We start from the raw sequence: 20,162 nt of genomic DNA, 5'->3' as shown, positions 1-20,162 counted from the left end.
TCATTGCGGTGATGAGTACATGGATCTTCGTTCTCATGCCGAGAATATTGAATCGAGCGCCGGCCATTGATGCGCGCCGGCGCAGCACCTATCTTTGTGAAACCAGGAACTACATCCGAAGTTTTCCTTTGCGCAATCGGTTGTATTTTTTATATAATGTTGTAGTCAACGTGCACCCGTAGCTCAGGTGGATAGAGCGGTGGTTTCCTAAACCGCGTCTTGCGGGGGTTCGAGTCCCTCCGGGTGCGCCACATTAAAAAATGCCGTTTTGACGCGGCTTTTGGAACATCGGACGAATGAGGGATACATGGCTAGACCGCGTTCGTGATTTGGCGAGTCCGCGTGAGTTACGGCCTCCGTTTTGGCGTTTTGTCGAAACGGAGGTTTTTTGTTATGGATAAACGTAAAGGACGAACGATTGTACGCAAGCTACAGACCCAGAATGATGACGCAAGTCTCATCCGCGAATGGATTCTCCATTCGATGCATGTTTTGCTTTTGTACGAAGAGGGGTATTTGACGACGAATCCTACCCAATGAGTGAAGTTGCTGAAGAGCGGGCACATCGGTTTGTCGAAGAATGGACGAATTGGTCGAATGAGCGAACGATTGATGAGCGATTGAATTGCGAAAATTGGTCACAATTACTTTGCTGACGGTCACCATCCGACCAACCCCGGCCACCCCATTTTGCACAGACGGTTCTATACGCGACTCGTACAGATCTCGATGGGTCGAAACTCTGAGCGACGAATCGACGACGCACCTAATAATAGGCATTGTGTGTGATTTTTATCTGGAGGTATACTATTCTAAAGTTCTGAATGCGAATTGAAGAATGAGGGTAGGGTAGTGAAAAAAGTCATTATTGGGTCTAGTGCGCTAGTAGGTGTTGCCGCTATCTCAGCCGTCATTTGGTGGTATTTACCCAAATATGAAGCGAATCAACACGCGGTATCCATCGCAAAGAGCAAGCCACCATCCATTGATTTAACGCCGATAGAAAACACCGTTACGCATCTGAGAGATAGGATTGACGCCGACACAGGGTTTGCACAAATGGACTTACTGTCAAGCGGGGATAGCTACGGGTGGAGTTTACCATTACAGGACGGCGAGCTTGTACAAGGTCCGAATGAGCTTGAATCTGAAATCGGAAAGTGCGTAGCACCTGATGATGTAAAGAAGAAGCTACAGGCAGACGTTTCAAACTTGAAGCGTCTTTACGAGGTTGCAGCCCAGGAACACAACGCCAAGGACTACAAAGACGGTGCCCAAGCATTGAAGTATTACCATCGTGTCACCGAGGACATGAACTTCTACATAACGAATCAAGGTGAGCATTACGAAGTGTCACACATTCTAGGCGGCTATCAGACCGTCGAGAGCTTCATCAACGCCCATCTCGACCACTAAAAATAGGGAGGGATGCGGGTGTTCGTGGTAACCACGCTGATTTCATTTGTTGCGTTTTTCGTGGTGGCATTGACTGTGTATGCGGTATTTTCTAAGTCTTTCAAAGGTACAAGCAGATCGACAACGCTCTTAGGCGGTGCTGTGATTGCTGCCATACTTGGAGTTGTGGGCCTATTATTGAATGATAAGGATGCGTATGCCTTAATAGCGGTCTCGGTCTTGTGGTTTTCGACAGTGTGTTTGAGAGGAAGGAAGCCAAGCTAATGCTGTGGCTAATTGTAGACAACTAGGCGAACTACAGCTACGAGTACCTCTATCTTCTTTTCTCAAAGAAAATAGAGATGCGAAAAGTCGTGTCAGCTCTGTTTGTTGCAAGCGGAGGTACCCTAATGTCAATGATGGGTAAATCAATTTTTGGCAACATTGGTGTAGGAATACTTGTGATAGGGGTACTCATACAACTTGTCGAGAGTGTAAAAAGAAAGTAGTGTCTGTAACTGCTAACGAGATAGTCCCGAAACTGCAAGTGCAAGAAAGTCGCCCTTGGCTGTGTGCCTTGGGCGTTCTTTCTTGATATACGTCTCGCCTTTCGACACAAGCCACACAGTCGGTGTGCCAACTGTCGAAGGGTGAGACTTTTTTCATGCAAGAAACTGTCGTTTGAAGGCCGTTGAAGGAAGCAAAATGGAGCGATTAACAGAAGTTTTGCGGGGCAGCAAGCCAAGTAAGAACTGCTTTATGGCCATTCGAGCGTGTTCGTCAAAACTTCTAAAATTACACCCGTTGTCTTTGTCTGATAAGTCCGTCTATAATCACATCAACAGCAACGGAAGTAGGCGCGCCAGACATCATAGGCAATGAATACAAATCGGGAGTGATGAATAAATGTTGTTGGTGTATGTGGTCATCGGCTTGTTGACCTTGGGCATGGGATTGATGTTGACGAATCTCAATCGGTCGGTCGCACGTTTAAATGAAGAACATGGGACACTTCGTCAAGAACACATGAAACTCCGTGCTGAACATATGGAACTTCAGAAATATTGCTCTGTACTTGAGAAGCGCATCTTGTATCTGGAACGAAGTCGACGACTTCTCTCTCACATCGTGAAGAATGCGAACGTCCTCAGGAGTACCGGCACAGAACCGGGATTGCGCTTGATTCGTTGATAGCCATGTGAGGCACGTCTCGTCGTATAGGGAGCTCGTCATTGGCAGATTATCATTGGCAGAGGAGGATTCATGAAATCAAATCTTGTTGCGGATTGAGCTGTTATAAAGCCAAATCAGAAAGTGGAAGGCGACTTCAGGCGATGTGCTGAATGCGATGTTAAAAAAACTCAACACAGCCACTTACAGGAATTGTTGGATGCCGAAATTATGGAAGTAATGAGATACTGCTGAACCGGTCACACAGTCGCCTACGCTTTGCTACGGACGATGGGATGTAGAGGTTGCGAGATGCTGATAATCCCATCGTCCATACCCCGGGGATTGCTTAGGAAACATTTTTTCTTTCTGGCTCTGGGCCTGCTCCTATTAATGATATTCCTCCAAGGCTTGTTGCAAAGTTGCCTTCGTCTCTACCTTTTCAGTAAATGGGATTCCTAATTCAATCATTGTGTTCGCAATTTCTGGGCGAATACCCGTGATAACCGCTTTACATCCGAGTAAACCAATTCCTTCTACAATTCGAAACAGATGTCCCACCACAGCCGTATCCATAAACGCAACACCGGACAAATCAATAATGATTCTTTGTATTTTTAGGCTAGAGATTTGATTTAATGTCCGTTCCTGAACTTTCTTAGCCCGATAGGTATCTAATGTGCCAACAATGGGTAGCACCGCCATAGAATTGGATAATGGTATAATGGGAACTGACAAGTCATCAATCGTTTCGCGGTGAGTACGCAGTAATTCATCCTTGTACTCTATATAACTTGAAAAATAATGAAAAATGTAATGGTCCAATATGAAATTGGTCTTTATTCCGAGTTGGAAAAAACCTTCCATATCGAGTTCGACATGTCTATAATAGTTGTGTAAAAAATTCCAATACAATTTACGAAATGCCTGAGATAATTCCAGTTTTATGACCAAAGGAACATCGTTCTTTGCAGCATTCTTTCCAACTTCCTTTGCAAGGATAATCAGTTCATGCTGCCGATCTTCGACTAAGAGTTTTGCCTTTTTATCAAAAATCGCACGCGCATCCAGCTTATACTTGGATTCTTCAATGAGTTGAATCGTATCTTTCGTTTCTAAAGCAAATAACTCGTTAAAACGATCCTGATTCAGCAAAAAAAATTCTTTAAAACTGTGACCGCTTACATATTGTAGATCCAAATCAATCACTCCAATTTTTTCAGTAATCTCAGTTGGAAATCGAATGGTAAACGTAGTTCCTATTCCTTCTGTACTTTGCACATCGATTGAGCCTCCATGTTGGTAGATGGTCGAAAACACCTGAGTTAGCCCCATTCCCGTGCCATCATCTTTCGTTGTAAAGAAAGGGGTTCCTAACAGTTGAATCTTATCTTTAGGTACACCAACGCCTGTATCAGAAATGATGACGTAAACGAAGTCACCCATGCGGTAGTGTTCGATTGCAATGATCCCTTCATTCGGGATGGCTTCAAATGCGTTTTTCAAGAGGTTAAAAAATGCTTTCTTTAACTGATTTCTCTTCCCATAGATTGTATCATCGCTATTATGAAAATTCTTAACAATTCGAACCCGGTAGATTTGATCCTGAAACAAATACAGCAAAGACTCTAATTCTGAACAAAGATTAATAGCAACATACGACTCGTCTTCCAAGTCAGGTTTAGAAACTTGCAATAAATCTTGTAATGTAGAGATTGCCTGATCCAGTTCTGAGCTAGCAAAGTCTATATATTTGTGGGAAAACTCCTTTTGTAGCAACTGGAGAAATCCCTTCACCGATGTTAGTGGGTTTCTCACTTCGTGTGCAATTCCCGCCGCAATTTGACCTATGGAAGCAAGACGGCTTAATGTATGATCCGTCTCTGTGACTTTTTTATTTTCCTGCCCATTTGATAGCAACGATTTTCGTTCCTCTCGTCGAAGTCTCAATCTGAAATTCATCCATTAATCTCTTCGCACCGGACAATCCGAGTCCTAATCCACGCGACGAAGACGTCTTTTTTCCACTCAAAGCTTCATCTACATTGCGAATTCCTGGACCGTGATCTATTACCATAAAACGTATTCCCTTATCAATTAACTCACAATAAAAAATCCCCTTGCTACAGGCATGATCCAAAACGTTTCGGGTTAACTCTGAAACACTCACAAATACCTTCTGTTGATCTGACTCGGAAAAGGGGAGTCGCTTCATAAAATGACGAACGGCACTTAGTGCAACATATATATCATCTTCTGACGAGATGTTCACTTGCTGATAGGTCATCGGCTAAGGAATCCCCCAAGCGGCGAAATTTCATCTATTATTTAATTTGATTATATTGACTCTAAAGAATATATCAATGGGCATTATTTTGCAGTGAATGACCATCACTTGCAGTGGAGGGGGCGTTCGCGAGGACGGATCTCACGAAGCATCGTTTTTCGGAAACTTCGTCCTGCGTCACCAGCAAAACGTGGCTGTACATATTAAGTAGCAGCTATGCTGTCTGAGTGTGACGCAGGACGTGGATTCGAATTTTTGATACTTCGAACTTGGCTACAATCCTACGCCGGATTACTCCATATTGCTGTGACGCAGGAAGGCCGAGTTGTTGTCTTCTCGAAGCTGTGCTGCATAATGGAGACTAATTGCATCCAGCGTGACGTGAACGCACTGGTCAAAGAGGGACCCGAGTGGCTGAATGCTTTCTTGTTCTCCAGCCTGCCGATACTTTGTAGCAGCCGGAATGAGAAGTAACGCATCAGCGACTTTGGCCAAGTCCGATGCACGGTTTGTAGATACTGCAACAATGACAGCCCCGACTGCTTTCGCCTTTTCGGCCACACGAACCACCTGTTCCGTCTTCCCAGAGCCTGAGATGGCTACCAACACGTCGTTTTCCTGAATCGATGGTGTGATGGTTTCTCCAACCACAAACGATGTGGCGCCAAGATGCATCAGTCTCATCGCGAATGCACGTCCCATCAGCCCAGAACGTCCTTCGCCAACCACGAATACACGAGGTGCGCGAATCAGACGTCCTGAGATGTCCTCCAGACTCGTTCTATCCACGTGCGCTAACACACTGCTTATCTCATTCACAATGGTCTCCATGACGCTCATCGCCACACATCTCCTTCAACTCATTGTTTTTTCGTTATCCATTGCAGATTGAAATTGCCGTGCAGCTTCAATGGGGTTGTCTGCCTTTGTGATGGCAGAACCAACAATGACAATGTCAATTCCACGACGCTTGAATTGTGGAATACTCTCAACTGTAATTCCCCCTGCAACCGCCGTTTGAATCCCCATTGGACAATCCGCTATGTTCAGGGTTGTCGCTGATTTTCCCTGCCCCTCCTGCTCGTCCTTGCTTACGTGGTAACACCACTTGACGCCGGTCAAACGAGCCAGTTGGTGATACTGTTCCGGCGGGACATTCAGTAAGTCCACCATGATATGTCCGCCATATTCGTCGGCCACCCGCTTACACATTTCAAGCGTGGCAAACGGTGCTGCCCCCATGACAGTCGCTACGTTGGCCCCTGCTTCGAAACATAACTTCATTTCATACGCCGCGTTATCAAAGGTCTTCATATCTGCTAGGATGGTCTTCGTTGGAAATGCCTTGCGAAAGGCCCGGACGCTCTCCATGCCAAACTCTTTGATGAGCGATGTTCCCACTTCAATCCAGTCCACATAGTCCTCGACGGACGACGCAAGGGCAATGGCTTCATCGATACGGAAGCGGTCCAGTGCAAGTTGAATCTTCATTGACTCACAGCTCCCTCTGAAGACGTATTGGCAAGCAACACGTTTCTACGTGTGCGCACAACAAGAGTAAAGACCACGGACAACAGAAGGCACACAGCCATAAACGCATAGGACAGGCTCGGATTACCGGTCAGACTGTTTAAATAACCGACCACGTATGAACCAGCAAACGATCCAAGTGCACCCATTCCATTGATCAATGCCATAGCTCCGCCGGCAACATTTCGAGGCAGCATCTCAGGTATCATCGCAAAGAAGGAACCGTACGGCGCATACATGGCTCCACCTGCAATGACGAGAACTACAAAGGACATCCAAAAGTTTGACGCACCTAGGAGATAGGACCCGTAAAACGCAACGGCCCCAATGAAGAGTGAGACCCACACGAAAGTCTTGCGATGATTCGACCGATCCGACCAATAAGACGTGAGGATCATGAGAATGGCAGCCAACAAATAAGGGACGGACGACAGCCAACCGGTGCTGACAATCCCCACCTTCGAGGCGGATCGAATCATGGAGGGAAGCCAAAGTACAAAACCGTACACCCCGATACTCCAGAAAAAGTATTGGAACGACAATAAGACAACCGGCTTCGAACGAAATGCTTCTCGATAATTTTTTACTTCTTCCAAGCCGGACTGTTCGCTGAGGAGACGATGTTCTACCGCCTGTTGTTCGGCCGGAGAAAGCCAGGTTGCGTCCTTTGGTCTATCTCGAACCACTGCCAACCAAACAAATGCCCAGATGACCGAGGGAATCCCTTCAATGAGGAACATGCCTTGCCAATGGAACCATTGGACGAGATACCCCGAAATGACCGACATCCAAAGAACGGTCACAGGGTTGCCCAGGATTAAAAACGTATTCGCGCGAGATCGCTCTTCTTTCACAAACCAGTGGCTGATAAATACCAGCATGGCTGGCATGACAGCGCTTTCTACGACGCCAAGCAAGAACCGGTCTACGAAGAGTAGAGGTATATTTGTTATGACACCCTGGGTGGACGCCAGAATTCCCCAGGAAATCAGCGCCCAGAAAATCAGTTTCCTTGCGCTGTATTTTTCCGCGTAGTGTGCTCCAGGTACTTGAAAAAAGAAGTAGCCCAAAAAGAACAAAGCACCCAGTAATGCGGAAGCTCCACCGGTAATATGAAGGGCTTCCTTCATCCCGGCCGCTGCGCCAAAGCCATAGTTGGATCGGTCCAGATACGCAAGACTATACGTGATAAAGACCATGGGAATCAGTCTTGCCCAACGCGATTTTGGTAGTGCCACGTGTGAAGAATTCATCCGTGTACCCTCCCTGCAAATGGATTCATGAATGCGTTTAACTTGTCACGTGTAGGAAGTCCCTCCAAGTCGCCTTCAGACGTGACTGCCAGTGCACCAATCGCGCATCCGCGTTCTATTTCTGCTTGTTCCGACACTATCAATGAAACCGGTTCCATTCTGTTGAAAAAAGAGAATCACAATTGTTACACATTGGGCGTCGAGCCGCGAACCATCAATTCCACTGGAAGCGCAATATGTTGATACGGTTCCTCCTCTCCATTCATCCGTTTTAACAACTGCTCGACCGCTTGAACGCCGATAAGATATGTGGGTTGAGCCAATGTTGTAATCTGAACGATTTCTGCCCAGTCCGGGTTATCGAAACCGAGTATCCCGACTTCTCTTGGCACATGGATACCTTGACGCTGTAATTCAAGAACCACTTTGAGCAAAATGACAGCGTTTCCGGCAAATATGACTCTCGGATGTTCTTCAGAGCTTGAAAGGAATCGCTGGATGGACGAACGAATTTGCTCTTCGCTATCCACTTCATATACATCTTGATTCGTCGCTAAACCAGCTTCGTTCAATGCCGCTGAGAAAGCCTGGACGCGTTCTGTTCGAGTACTGATGCCACGAATCGGCTGCGTAAAGTACGCAATTCGTTTGTATCCCCGGTGAATCAGGAATTGGGTGGCCTGCGCTATCGCCTGGCGATTATTCACCGTCACCATGTCTGCATTGAAATCAGGAATTTCTCGATCCACTAGAACAATCGGCAAATTTTCTGCGCTCAGCGTTTGCAACAGGGTGTTGTTCTGGCCTGTTGTATTGATAATCAAGCCGTCAATATGATGCGACTGCAACATGAGTATGTAGTTCCGCTCTTTTTCTGGGTTGTTGTCGGTATTACAGGCCAACAAATTGTACCCATGCTTGTGGCAAGCGTCTTCCGCACCACGGAGTATTGCTGTGGAATAGGGGTTTGTAATGTCCGCCAAAACCACACCGATGAGGTAACTGCGCCTGCCTTTTAAACCGCGCGCGAGTTTGCTCGGACGATAATTCAATGCCTCGATGGTGCGCGCAATTCGTTTGAACGTGTCTTCGGCAAGCGATTCGATATCCCCACTGATAAAGCGAGAAACGGTCGTTTTCGATACACCTGCTGCCTTTGCGACATCTGTAATCGTCACTCGCTTCGTGGTGCCTTTACCGCGCATCAGACCATCGACCCCAGCAAAAAAGTATTATGAAATCGATTACTGAAACCGGTTCCATAGAAAAAAGACTAATCTTTTCGACAACGGGTGTCAACCAGCAACGACCTGTCGGGGAAGTGTATGAGCCGCATTCGCGGTAAGAAATCACAATCCACGGGAATTGAAAGCGAACGTGTGCAGGCCACTCAGAAAAACTTTGCAAGCAAAGTAAATGAATAGAATCGCAGACGTCAAAGAGAGCATGCGTATGAATTGAGGTCCCATATACTTCCGAGCTTGGCCACTAACGTACGCCACGACGAGTGACCACAGCACACCTGCACAAAAGAAACCAACAAAGAAAGCCACCAATGAACCGTTGCTCGTGCCATGGTGATCTGTTGCCGAGATAATACTACCTCCCACAGTAGCGAACCATAGAATGGCTGATGGTGAGGATAAAGCTAAGCCAGCTCCTGTCAGCAATGTCCCTATCCAGGATTTTGACCTTGTTGCCGAACCTTCGAGAGACATGGTCAGGTTCTTCGGCCACAAGGTTTCCTTCATCATGTTGAATGACAGATACAACAGTACAAGTGTTCCACCAATCCACAATATCCAACGAACCACTGTAAACTGCATGAGTAATGACATGCCCACCATCGAGAGCAGCGCATAGATTAAATCACCGAACGATGAGCCGAGACCGACCAAAAACGACGGTAATACGCCTCTCTCCAGCCCCGTCTTTACTACTGCGACATTCACTATCCCTAAATCAAGGCATAGCGAAAGCGATAGGAGAAAACCAGATACGAATCGCTCCATCATCATCACGTCCGACTCTCTTTCGAAACAGAAATTATCAACATCGTTAGTTTGTCAGTGTTTCTGACCCATGTCGACCTCTCGGCTACACGGCAGTTCAACCGGCGCGCACAATACAGGCGCACATCACAATTGGAAGGGACGGACGTAATCACAACAGAGAGCTCGAATGATCTGTAAGTGCAAAACATAAGTGCCGAACCGTATGGGCGGGGGACAATTTTCCTTTTGGGGTGAAAGACATGATGTCGAGGGCACCTTTCTGCCCGAACCCGTCAGCTAACCTCGTAGGCGAAAGAAAGGATGAATTCAAATGAGCAACCTCTATTTCACTGTTCTCCTCGCATCGCATGTTGACCATTTAACTGCCAAAGAACTCATCGAATTGCCACGTTTCTCGTGAAGTGATTCCCTAGTTTCATACCCACAAATCATAAATATACACACGTGAACAGGCATCCAACGCTGGTATGTTGTCGATGCTTGTTGAAATGTATATTTCGTGAAGCGAATGATTTTGCGCTTTCCAGGCGACTCGAAGACATTGAATCATCTTACGTTACATCATCAGGCGTTACGGCAATTGGAAGGTTTTGCACTGGAGATAGGAGAGACGTAGAGTTGAAAGTAACCACAAAAATACTCGTTGTCATGTCTACCATCACAACCGTCGTAGGAATGACGACCCAGTTGTCGATGGCGAGCACGCTGTCTGAAAAACAGCAGTTGATGCGTCAATTACAAGCTCAATCACAACAAACGGCGGAAGACGTGTTGAAGAACAAGCAACAAGCAGAGAAGTTGCAAGGGAAGATTCAAGATTATCAGTCTTTACTAGACAGTATCCATCATGAGATTGCAAACAATCAACAGCAACTCCAAGACCTTCAAAAGCGGTTGGACCAACTGAACCAGGAAATTCTCCAAAACCAAAAGCAGCTGAAGCACGACCAACAGAGCGTCAACAGCATGCTCCAAGCGCTTTACGAAGATGGAAATGTACCCTACATAGAGGTGCTGTTACAGGCAACGAATTTCAGCGATTTTCTCAGTCGACTGCAGATGCTCTCCATGATTACGGAGGCAGACAAAGAGTTGTTACAAAAAGTTGTGGCATTACACCACAAGTTGGAGACAGAGAAGCAGGCTCAAAAGCATGCCTATCAGTCCTTGCAGAATAAAACGAAGGACCTGAAGGCATTGCAAAAGGTAGATCAATCGCTGCAAGCTCAACAAAAAAATGCATTAGCGCGTGTGCAGCAACAAATTCAAGCAGGCACCAAAAAACAAGGCTTTTTGAAGTACAAGATACAACTTACCCAAAGTCAAATTGCCCAATTGGAGCAACAGGTACAGCAGGAGGACGCCATCTTATCAACGAACGTTTCTGCAGTCACGGAAACAAGTCTACAGTACCAGCCCATTGCGCCGACGGCCCTCTATGCCTATGTTCGTTCGCGCAATTCTACATTTTCCCTGCAAGACATAGAAACCATATGTGCAGCGGCACAAAGATATAACGTCAACCCTGCATTGCTTATCGCCATTACTGGACAGGAGCAGCATTTTGTGCCGCCAGGGCCAGACGCGGATATGATTCGGAACAACCCGTTCAATGTGTTCTACAGCTGGCAAGTGTACAACACGAACTTAGCGGATACAGCAAATATTGCCGCTGACACGTTGCGACACAAGCTTTCGGCTCCACCGCCGGCAGGCGAAGATCCCATCCTTTGGATTAACGATCCCCGGAATCCTTGGGGCATTTATGCCACAGACCCGAACTGGGCCTATGGCGTCCGCGCCATTTTCAAGGACATCATGAAGTCAATTTAAACGACGCTACACTACTAGCAAATACCCGTAATAGGTAGCGCGCGTTCTCCAAGGAGGGAACGCGCGTTTTTTGGTTCAGATGAGAGTGAATTACACCATGTTGTGTTGATGATGCGGAGGAATCGCCATCTGAGTGGAGAATTGATTAAAAGACGCAATATGGTCGGATGGACGAAAAGTGACGTAAACGCTGGTCTGACATGGCATATCGGCGATTAGCGCAAAATCGGCGAATTGCGCTAATCGGAGTGAGCGAATTTGCGGAGGGGTGAGCGAATGAACGAAGAATGGGTGAGTCTGAGTACGATTGCCAGAGAACTGGACATTGCGGATAGTACTGCTCGACGATGGGCTTCGATGTTTAGCGACTTCTTAGAAGCAAAAGGTCGCGGCGCGGGGAGACGTTTTAATCCACAAGCGAGAGACGTGTTGCGACGTGTACAGCAGCTGTACGACAAGAACTTAACTGCAGACCAAATTGCGGATACGCTCCGTCAGGAGTTTTCCGTGGTGGTCGATGTGCAATCGGAAGATGAGCGGACGCCATCCAATGTTCCAGCGGTGAAGACGGAGGAAGTGCTGCACATGATGGCACAAGCGATGGCTGAGCAACAGCGCAGGCTGGTGAACGAACTGCGAATCCAGCTATCGGATACATTGAGTGCATTGCGCAACGAGATAGCAGCGACACGGGAGGAAAACGAGAAACTGAGGACAATGCTGGATGAGCGATTGAACGAAAGCGAGCAACGTTTACAGCAGCGCGACAAGATGCTGTTGGATACACTGCAAACCATGAACGAAAGAGCGAATGAGAAGAAGTCCTGGTGGCAACGATTGATGGGCAAGTGATACGGCGTGCGACATTCGGTTCCGTATCAATTCCCGTATCACTGGTCGTCTACCGTTTATTCAACAGCCTCCACATTGCCAAAGAGAACATGTATCGAGCACTACATCCACCCTTTCTTGATATCAATGCACTCATTCACACTTCGGTCTCTGAAGTTTCACTTGCACAAAACATGCGGGCCCATCCGTTGGGATGAGCGGCCCGCAGTCTATACCTGATGTCGAGGTAACAACGCGTGCTCCACGGAAAACTCATCTTTCATCTCCATACGTGGACAGTCATTTCCCGAATGTACACAGTCTTTATTTCCTCTCCATTTCATCACCCTTACAAATTCACAACCATCGGGCATACTCATGATTAATAACCTGAATTTTATGATGATTTACCAGAGGTGAGCGAATGAGCGAAGAACAGCAGTTTCAAGCCAAACAGGTCCATTTACCTGGCATGGCTGGGTTGGGACGTAACGTGGGATTCGGATGTAACAAGGTATTTGCAGCAGCTCTTCTCCAATCGCTCGCTGTGTCGCAACCAGTGATTGGGCTGATTCTTGGACTGGAAGGACTGCTGGGAATTTTGCTCAATCCCCTGACAGGTTACATCAGTGACAGAACAAGGAAGACAGGTTTTCGCCGCAAGGTATACCTCCTGATTTGTTTTCCAATGGCTGCTATCACTTGGCTTGTTTTCTGTCAAACACATGATCTCGTTGTTTCCCTTGTTGCCTTATGTTTGTTTTACGTGTTTCAGCAGGGCTCCATCAGTCCGTATCAAGCGTGGATGCCAGGACTCATTCCCCAGCGCTTCTGGGGCTTAGCTTCGGGTTATTTGAATCTATGGTGGCAAACGGGAAACTTGGTCGCATTTCTGGTCATTCCCCTTGTATGGGGACTCAGCCACACAGGCGCGTACGTGTTCACGGCAGTTCTCATCGCGACCTGCGGCATGATCACCGTCATCGGCGTCCCTGAGCAAGGTTCAGTTGCTGTGAACGAGGAACAACATGATAGGCCAATCGTTCGGCCGTCTTATCGGCCTTTATTTCGTGGCAACTTGATCTTGTATTACATCGCGCAGACGCTCGCTTGGCTTTCTTTCGAATCGATTGCGTCGTTTTTCACCCTCTATATCGTGCACTCCGTGCACGGAAGCCTCATGGATTCCGCGCTGGCCATGTCACTGTACACGTTTATGGGCATGGTGGCTGCTGTCTTTGTGGGGAAAGCATATCGTCGATTTGCACCACGTCACCTGTTGGTCACTTCGTTTGGATTGTTTGGGATACTGGCTTTGTCGGGGCTTTGGGTCCACAGTCTTCTTTTGGTATTCATGCTTGTCGGGGTGGAAGGCATATTTTGGGCCGCAACACTCACGGTGTCGTACGCCCTTGCTACGGACCTCCTCAGAGAGACGACAAGAGACGAAGCGCAGGAGAACGACCTGCGTGGTGGATTATATGGTCTAAACAACGTAGTGCAGTCCATCGGACTTCTTGTTGCTGCGCCCCTGGCGGGATACGTCATTCACGCTTCAGGTGGGGAATACAAGGACATGTTCATTGTCAGTGGTGTGTCAAGTCTCGTGGCCATTGTGTTTGTATTGCTGATTCGCTCAAAAGCAGTGCCTGAGCAAATGACTGAAGATCTCCAAGCTTGACCGTGGCGTGTGAGAGAACACTTATGGCCAGCGATTTGCAAATCAGTCTTCGCAATTTTAAAAAGTTGACTATTGAAATCAACATTATGACTCGATTACACTAACTCATGTAATTAGATCATACTAACAGTGTAAAACTGGAACTAGGAAGACACGGATGGAAACTCTCACACAGCCCATGAAACCCGTAGGATCCATGAAACGCGTGCTCAACGCCCTTGCTATATTTGGGCCGGGAATTATCGTCATGCTTGCCAATACGGATGCCGGATGTATTATCACAGCTGCGCAATCCGGTGCGGAGTGGGGGTACGCGATGGTGTTACCGCAGCTGATCCTCATTCCGATTGTATATCTGGTACAGGAAATTACCGTTCGTCTCGGGATTGTTACAGGAAAAGGGCACGGCGAACTGATTCGCGAGCGATTTGGACGAAAGTGGGCCATTTTCTCGGTGTCCACGTTATTCCTCTCTGCCATAGGGGCACTGGTGACAGAGTTCAGCGGAATCGCGGGCGTCGGCGAATTGTTTGGGATTTCGCCAAGGTACAGCGTATCCGTTGCGACGATTTTGTTGATTGTTATCGGGCTGACAGGGAGCTATAAGCGAGTCGAACGCATTGGGATTGCCATGGGTTTGTTCGAATTACTGTTGGTTCCGGCCGCCATGATGGCCCACCCAAACGCGCACCAGATCCTTCAAGGATTAGGTACCATCCCGATTCACAATCAAAGTTACATCTTTCTTTTGGCTGCGAATGTCGGTGCTGTGATCATGCCGTGGATGATTTTTTACCAGCAGTCCGCGGTCGTCGACCGGAAGTTAACGCATCACCACTTGAAAGGTGCACGATGGGATACATTGACTGGCTCGGTCTTGACGCAAGTTGTCATGATTGCCGTTGTCGTCATGATCGCGGCCACCGTCGGCATTGCCGACCCGTCACATCCGTTAAACACGGTTGGGGACATCTCACAGGGATTGCTTCCGTTCCTCGGTCCATCTGGTGCGAAGGTGATCTTTGGCTTAGGGATGCTGGGGGCCAGTTTCGTGGCAGCGCTTGTCGTCTCTTTGGCAGGCGCATGGGGGATTGGCGAGGTCGTCGGTTTCAAACACAGCGTCAACAGCAAATTTAAAGATGCAAAGACATTCTATACCATTTACACGCTGGCGCACATTGGTGGCGCGATTCTCGTGTTCAGTGGAATCAATCTTGTGAATCTTTCTGTGGACACGGAAGTCATGAATGCCCTGTTGCTACCCATCGTGTTAGGTTTTCTCCTGTTGCTGGAGGCAAAGGTTTTGCCGAAAGAGTGGAGAATGCGTGGCGTGTACAAATACGTCGTCTGGGGTGTCTCCGGTATTGTCATGCTCTTTGGTGTCTACATGGGAATTCGATTGATTGTGTAACGATGCAGCGTTGAGGACGAGTGTAAGGGCGAAAGTTGAAGACCCGTTGCTTGCTCGTGTCATGGAAACAATGGATACGCAGGGAATCATGCGAGGAGGTTCTTAACCTCCTCGCGATTTTCAATGGTGCGAGTCAGGGACCACCACGCTCGCGGAATCTGCAATTCGCTCCATCATGTACGGACTCGTATGTCTACCGTATGACGACGAAGGATATCCTCCATATTTTTAGAATAGTTACACAACAAGATGTCACCCACAACTTGGAGGGACCGCATATGGAACTCGCACGAGACGAACACGAAGAGTGGCTACGCATGTCGGACTTATCATGCGACACTTCTTATGACGAGTTGAGAAAGCGATTTCGATGGAGCCTACCGACGACGTTCAACATCGGTGTGGACGTGTCCGATAAGCATGCGGTCGACAAAGGAAAATTGGCCATCATTTACGACAAAGGCGACGGAACGCACGAAAAATGGACGTACTGGGAGCTTGCGATGTCGTCGAATCGCCTGGCGAACGCATTGTGCGGTCTCGGATGTGTTCAGAGAGACAGGGTGGGTATTCTTCTATCCCAAAGTCCCGAACTCGCCGTCTCTCACATTGCGACGTACAAGATGGGAGGTATTGCGGTTCCGCTGTTCACATTGTTTGGTCCGGACGCGCTCGTCCATCGACTGAACGATTCTGGGGCGCGGGCGCTTGTGACGGAAAGCGTGCATCTGGACCGAATTCTCGATGCTCGCGACGACCTGACCACTTTGGAGTTTGTCGTAGTGACCGATGCGGAGAAGAGTCGGAATGCAGGCAGACTCCGGATCTATGCTTGGGCAGATCTGATGGCGAACAGCTCGGCTCGGTTCCAGTCGGTGGTGACGACCCCGGATGATCCGGCTGTCATTATCTACACTTCCGGGACGACGGGGCCTGCGAAAGGGGCGTTGCACGGACATCGTGTTCTGCTGGGGCATCTACCAGGGGTGAGCCTGCCGCACGACTTCATGCCACAACAGGGTGACCTGTTTTGGACGCCAGCAGACTGGGCCTGGATTGGGGGACTGTTCGATGTGCTGTTTCCGGCGCTGCACTGGGGGGTGCCGGTACTGGCACAGCGGATGGCGAAGTTTGATCCGGAAGACGCGTTCCACCTCATGGAACGCTGGGGTGTCCGCAACGTCTTTTTACCTCCGACGTCACTCAAAATGATGCGTCAAATAAGAGATCCACGGAGTCGGTGGGATTTGGATGTCAGATCCATTGCCAGCGGTGGCGAGCCAATGGGAGAAGAAACGCTGGCCTGGGCGAGAGAGAATCTGGGCGTCTCCATCAACGAGTTTTATGGACAGACGGAATGCAATCTGGTGCTTGGAAACTGTAGCCAACTGTTCCCTGCAAAACCGAACTCGATGGGGCGTCCCATCCCAGGTCACGACGTGACGGTCCTGGATGAGCAAGGGCAACCGGCGAAGGCGGGAACTGTCGGAGAAATTGCCGTTCGAAGTCCAGATCCTGTGATGTTCCTGGAATACTGGAATCGACCGGATGCGACGAAATCCAAGTTTACGAACAGTTGGATGCGCACGGGCGATTTGGGCTACGTCGATGACGAAGGCTATTTTCACTTTGTCGGCCGCAGCGATGACATCATCAGTTCTGCGGGATACCGTATCGGGCCTGCGGAGGTGGAGGAAGTACTGGTGAAGCACCCTGGCGTCGTGATGGCGGCTGTCGTGGGCAGTCCAGACGCGGTTCGGGGAGAAATTGTGAAGGCGTTCGTTCAACTGCGAGACGGCGTTTCACCCACTTCAGAGTTGGCTCTGGAGTTGCAGAACTGGGTAAAACATCGACTCGGTGCGCACGAGTATCCGCGTGAGGTAGAGTTCGTCACAGAGTACCCGATGACGCCTTCGGGGAAGATTCAGCGCAATGTGCTCAAGCGGCGAGAGTACGACCGGAAAGGAAAGCGCGCAGGCGCACCTCCCACATGAGCGATATTGCAATCGCTGACATAGAAAAAAGAGAGACGGGCTCACCGGTTGGGGCGCGTCTCTCTTTTTGCCATGATGCCGCACTGAACATGAACGCTTACGGTCAAATATGTACCGCTTTGCCTACGGCTTGTAACACAGCCTCCCTCACGGCTTCGGACAAGGTGGGATGTGCCGAGATCAAATCCTCTACGGAGTCCACGGTCATCTCTCCATGTAACATGAGAGTGCCTTGGCCAATGAGTTCGGTAGCCAGCGGGCCGACAATCGTGACCCCGAGGATTTCGTGAAACTGTGGATCGACCATCACCTTCACTTTGCCAGAAGCTTCGCCGTGTATGAGCGCTTTTCCGTTGGCTGCAAACGGGAGTTCTCCGATGAGGATGTCACCGTATTGCTCCCTCGCCTGCTGGCTTGTCAAACCAACGCTCGCGACCTCTGGCGAAGTGTAAATGCACCGCGGTACGGCTCGGTAGTTTACTTTTTTCTGCTGGCCGTTCTGTGAGCACGCGTTGACGGCGGCCACCTCACCTTCGTGAAAAGCCACGTGTGCCAACTGAATCCCACCTGCCACGTCGCCACAGGCATACATGTGAGAAACAGTCGTCTGCATGTATTCGTTCACAGAAACGCCATGTTTTGTGTAAGTGACGCCAGTCAACTCCAGTCCGAGGTTGTCGATTCTCGGCTTACGTCCCACAGAAATGAGTACATATTGCGCCGAGACGTACTGTTCTTCACCATCACGGGTGGTAAAACAAACGCGCATCGTACTAGCATCCAACGTCTGAACCGACGAAGAGGTATGAATCGCTACGCCGTGGTGCTTCAGTTGGGCGTGCAATATCTCGGCGATGTCGCTGTCTTCAGCGGGAAGGATGTGATCCGCCGCTTCAATGATGGTCACCTTGGTTCCCAGTCGGCTGTATACACTCGCGAACTCGCAGCCGATGACGCCACCTCCGACAATCACAAGAGATTCAGGGATCTGAGAGAGTGTCAGAGCGTGGCTGCTGTGGATGACCCACTCGCCATCCACGGGTGCAAACGGGAGCTGCACGGGTTCGGACCCCGTGGCGATAATGAATCGGTCCGCCTCAAGTTCCTCGGTTCCGTCTGTAGTTTCGACGGCGAGCACTTGTTGATTCACGAAATGGGCTTGGCCGTGAATCACCCTGATCTGGTTCTTTTTCATCAGGTATCCGATGCCTGCGACCAGTTGCCGCACGGTCTTATCCTTGAAGCGCTGGATATTCACCCAATTGGGGACGACTTGGTCGACGGGCAAGTCGATGCCAAAATCGTAGGCTGACTTCACTTTTTGATACAAACTGACCGACTCGAGCAGGGATTTGGTGGGCATGCAGCCTTCATTGAGGCACGTTCCGCCGAGGTCCCCTTGTTCCACCAGTGACACTTTCGCACCGAGTCGCGCGGCCATGATAGCCGCGCAGTAGCCAGCAGGCCCACCACCAACTACGATGATGTCGCTTGTCACATGCGTTCACCTCCGATTAAAGCAACAAGTGGATAGGCGCTTCTAAATATCGCTTCACGGTGCCGAGGAACTGAGCGGCGGGGGCGCCATCCAGAGCTCGGTGATCAAACGTGAGACTCAGCGGCAATATGCTGCGTCTTTGTAATTCTGAACCGATGTACCGGGGCTGGTCTTGCACGCTCCCAACACCCAGGATGCCGGTTTCCGGGGGATTGAGGATGGGGGTGAAGTACTCGACGCCGTATGCACCCAGGTTTGTAATGGTAAAAGTCGATCCGCCCGTTTCCTCACCATGCAATTTTCCGCTTCGGGCGCGCTGACTCACCGATTTCACGGATTTGGCCAAGTCGATGAACGACAATCGGTTAGCGTTTCGAATGGTAGGTACGATGAGGCCATCGTCCAGCGCTACAGCGATTCCAAGGTGGACTCCGGTGTGCTGCAGGATCTCTGAATCCGAGAAGACACTGTTTACCTGTGGGTGTTCGAGCAGGGCGAGAACGGTGGCGCGTGCGACGAAGTCGGTGACGGTGAGCTTCGTATCATAGCGTTCACGAATACGTTCTCCGTGCTGTCTTTGTATCTCTAGCGCGTCCGTGACGTCGGCGCTCATGGTGATGGTTAACTGGGCTGTTTGTTGCAGGCTCTGCAACATCCTGTTTGCAATGGCTTTGCGCACACCTGTTACAAACACTTTGACTGGTTCCGAAGGTGCAGCAGACAGGTCTTGCGGGTTCTCTTGGGGTATCTTCGCGGCAACCGAAGGCGTCGCAGTCGTGGGCTTCGTTTCAACATGAGGGCCAACATCCGGGCTCCCCGCTGCAATCGCACGTTCAACGTCTTCCTTGGTGATTCGGCCGTCCGGCCCTGTCCCAACGATGCTGTCGATATTGAGTCCTGCAGCCTCCGCTATCTTCTTGGCGACAGGGGAAATTTTTATCTTCTTCTGTGGCGGAGCTGCGACAGCAACCGCGGTTGTTTGTGTCACATGAGAAGAATCCGTGTTGACCAGCTCTGCGGGGGAGCCCACGTAGCCGATGATGGTCCCGCAAGGCACCACACCTTCGTTTGGCACCGCGATGTCCAGGAGGACGCCATCCTCCGGTGCTTCCACTTCGAACTCAATTTTCTCCGAGCGAATTTCGACGAGTGTCTCGCCTTTTTGAACAGGATCTCCCACTTGTTTCTGCCAGGCCACCACCGTTCCTTTTTCCATTCCCATTCCTAGCTTCGGCATGACGATTTCGGTTGCCACTTCCAGCAC

General features: G+C 49.3%; 16 protein-coding genes, 1 tRNA gene and 1 riboswitch. Of the genes, 8 read left to right on the top strand and 9 right to left on the bottom strand.

Annotated elements, in window-relative coordinates; translation table 11 throughout:
• Positions 1 to 172 precede the first annotated feature (172 nt).
• The 3 genes from YWK_RS0115355 (at position 173) to YWK_RS0115330 (ending at position 2,586) form a co-directional block, all read left to right on the top strand.
• Positions 173 to 251, top strand: a tRNA-Arg gene (locus YWK_RS0115355).
• A 601-nt stretch (positions 252 to 852) separates the two neighbouring features.
• Positions 853 to 1,416 (top strand): hypothetical protein, encoded by a 564-nt coding sequence (locus YWK_RS0115345; protein ID WP_026965494.1) that lies wholly within the window; start codon positions 853 to 855, stop codon positions 1,414 to 1,416.
• Between the two features lie 885 nt (positions 1,417 to 2,301).
• On the top strand, positions 2,302 to 2,586 hold the full coding sequence (locus YWK_RS0115330) for a hypothetical protein (protein ID WP_026965492.1): 285 nt from the start codon (positions 2,302 to 2,304) through the stop codon (positions 2,584 to 2,586).
• Between the two features lie 369 nt (positions 2,587 to 2,955).
• Here the strand turns inward: YWK_RS0115330 and YWK_RS0115325 are convergent, their stop codons facing one another.
• The 7 genes from YWK_RS0115325 to YWK_RS0115295 form a co-directional block, all read right to left on the bottom strand.
• The gene (locus YWK_RS0115325) at positions 2,956 to 4,485 is read right to left on the bottom strand and encodes an ATP-binding protein (protein ID WP_026965491.1); all 1,530 of its coding nucleotides are present in this window, start codon (positions 4,483 to 4,485) and stop codon (positions 2,956 to 2,958) included.
• Entirely contained in the window at positions 4,460 to 4,852 is a 393-nt protein-coding gene (locus tag YWK_RS0115320; protein WP_026965490.1) for an ATP-binding protein, read from the bottom strand. Before YWK_RS0115320 ends, YWK_RS0115325 begins: the two co-directional genes overlap by 26 nt.
• Positions 4,853 to 5,143: 291 nt before the next feature.
• A complete protein-coding gene (gene hxlB / locus YWK_RS0115315) occupies positions 5,144 to 5,692 on the bottom strand; it encodes a 6-phospho-3-hexuloisomerase (RefSeq protein ID WP_026965489.1) in 549 nt (182 codons plus the stop codon).
• 15 nt (positions 5,693 to 5,707) lie between these two features.
• A complete protein-coding gene (hxlA, locus tag YWK_RS0115310; RefSeq protein ID WP_026965488.1) occupies positions 5,708 to 6,343 on the bottom strand; it encodes a 3-hexulose-6-phosphate synthase in 636 nt (211 codons plus the stop codon).
• A complete protein-coding gene (locus tag YWK_RS0115305) occupies positions 6,340 to 7,635 on the bottom strand; it encodes an MFS transporter (protein ID WP_026965487.1) in 1,296 nt (431 codons plus the stop codon). The genes hxlA and YWK_RS0115305 overlap by 4 nt, the downstream gene beginning before the upstream one ends.
• Before the next feature lie 185 nt (positions 7,636 to 7,820).
• Positions 7,821 to 8,840 carry a LacI family DNA-binding transcriptional regulator gene (locus tag YWK_RS0115300; RefSeq protein WP_026965486.1) on the bottom strand — a complete coding sequence of 340 codons (1,020 nt, stop codon included), beginning with the start codon at positions 8,838 to 8,840 and terminating at the stop codon, positions 7,821 to 7,823.
• Positions 8,841 to 8,984: 144 nt separating this feature from the next.
• A complete protein-coding gene (locus YWK_RS0115295; RefSeq protein ID WP_245578637.1) occupies positions 8,985 to 9,653 on the bottom strand; it encodes a LysE family translocator in 669 nt (222 codons plus the stop codon).
• Between the two features lie 178 nt (positions 9,654 to 9,831).
• Positions 9,832 to 9,954, top strand: a riboswitch (cyclic di-AMP (ydaO/yuaA leader).
• Positions 9,955 to 10,268: 314 nt separating this feature from the next.
• Between YWK_RS0115295 and YWK_RS0115290 the strand changes: the two genes are divergently transcribed.
• From YWK_RS0115290 to YWK_RS0115265, 5 genes are all read left to right on the top strand, one after another.
• Complete coding sequence (locus YWK_RS0115290) at positions 10,269 to 11,483, top strand: murein hydrolase activator EnvC family protein (RefSeq protein WP_026965484.1); 1,215 nt, start codon at positions 10,269 to 10,271, stop codon at positions 11,481 to 11,483.
• A gap of 276 nt (positions 11,484 to 11,759) precedes the next feature.
• A complete protein-coding gene (locus YWK_RS0115285) occupies positions 11,760 to 12,335 on the top strand; it encodes a MerR family transcriptional regulator (RefSeq protein WP_026965483.1) in 576 nt (191 codons plus the stop codon).
• Between the two features lie 403 nt (positions 12,336 to 12,738).
• Positions 12,739 to 13,995 carry an MFS transporter gene (locus YWK_RS0115275; RefSeq protein ID WP_026965481.1) on the top strand — a complete coding sequence of 419 codons (1,257 nt, stop codon included), beginning with the start codon at positions 12,739 to 12,741 and terminating at the stop codon, positions 13,993 to 13,995.
• 157 nt (positions 13,996 to 14,152) lie between these two features.
• Entirely contained in the window at positions 14,153 to 15,406 is a 1,254-nt protein-coding gene (locus tag YWK_RS0115270; protein WP_026965480.1) for an NRAMP family divalent metal transporter, read from the top strand.
• 278 nt (positions 15,407 to 15,684) lie between these two features.
• On the top strand, positions 15,685 to 17,400 hold the full coding sequence (locus tag YWK_RS0115265; RefSeq protein ID WP_245578636.1) for an acyl-CoA synthetase: 1,716 nt from the start codon (positions 15,685 to 15,687) through the stop codon (positions 17,398 to 17,400).
• 103 nt (positions 17,401 to 17,503) lie between these two features.
• Here YWK_RS0115265 and lpdA read toward each other — a convergent pair whose 3' ends face one another.
• The gene (lpdA, locus tag YWK_RS0115260; RefSeq protein ID WP_026965478.1) at positions 17,504 to 18,898 is read right to left on the bottom strand and encodes a dihydrolipoyl dehydrogenase; all 1,395 of its coding nucleotides are present in this window, start codon (positions 18,896 to 18,898) and stop codon (positions 17,504 to 17,506) included.
• A gap of 16 nt (positions 18,899 to 18,914) precedes the next feature.
• Positions 18,915 to 20,153 carry a dihydrolipoamide acetyltransferase family protein gene (locus YWK_RS0115255; RefSeq protein ID WP_026965477.1) on the bottom strand — a complete coding sequence of 413 codons (1,239 nt, stop codon included), beginning with the start codon at positions 20,151 to 20,153 and terminating at the stop codon, positions 18,915 to 18,917.
• Positions 20,154 to 20,162 lie beyond the last annotated feature (9 nt).

The organism is Alicyclobacillus pomorum DSM 14955 (genome assembly GCF_000472905.1).
Lineage (GTDB): Bacteria > Bacillota > Bacilli > Alicyclobacillales > Alicyclobacillaceae > Alicyclobacillus_A > Alicyclobacillus_A pomorum.
The sequence above is the reverse complement of the archived record's forward strand: the minus strand, read 5'-3'. Positions and strand labels throughout refer to the sequence as shown.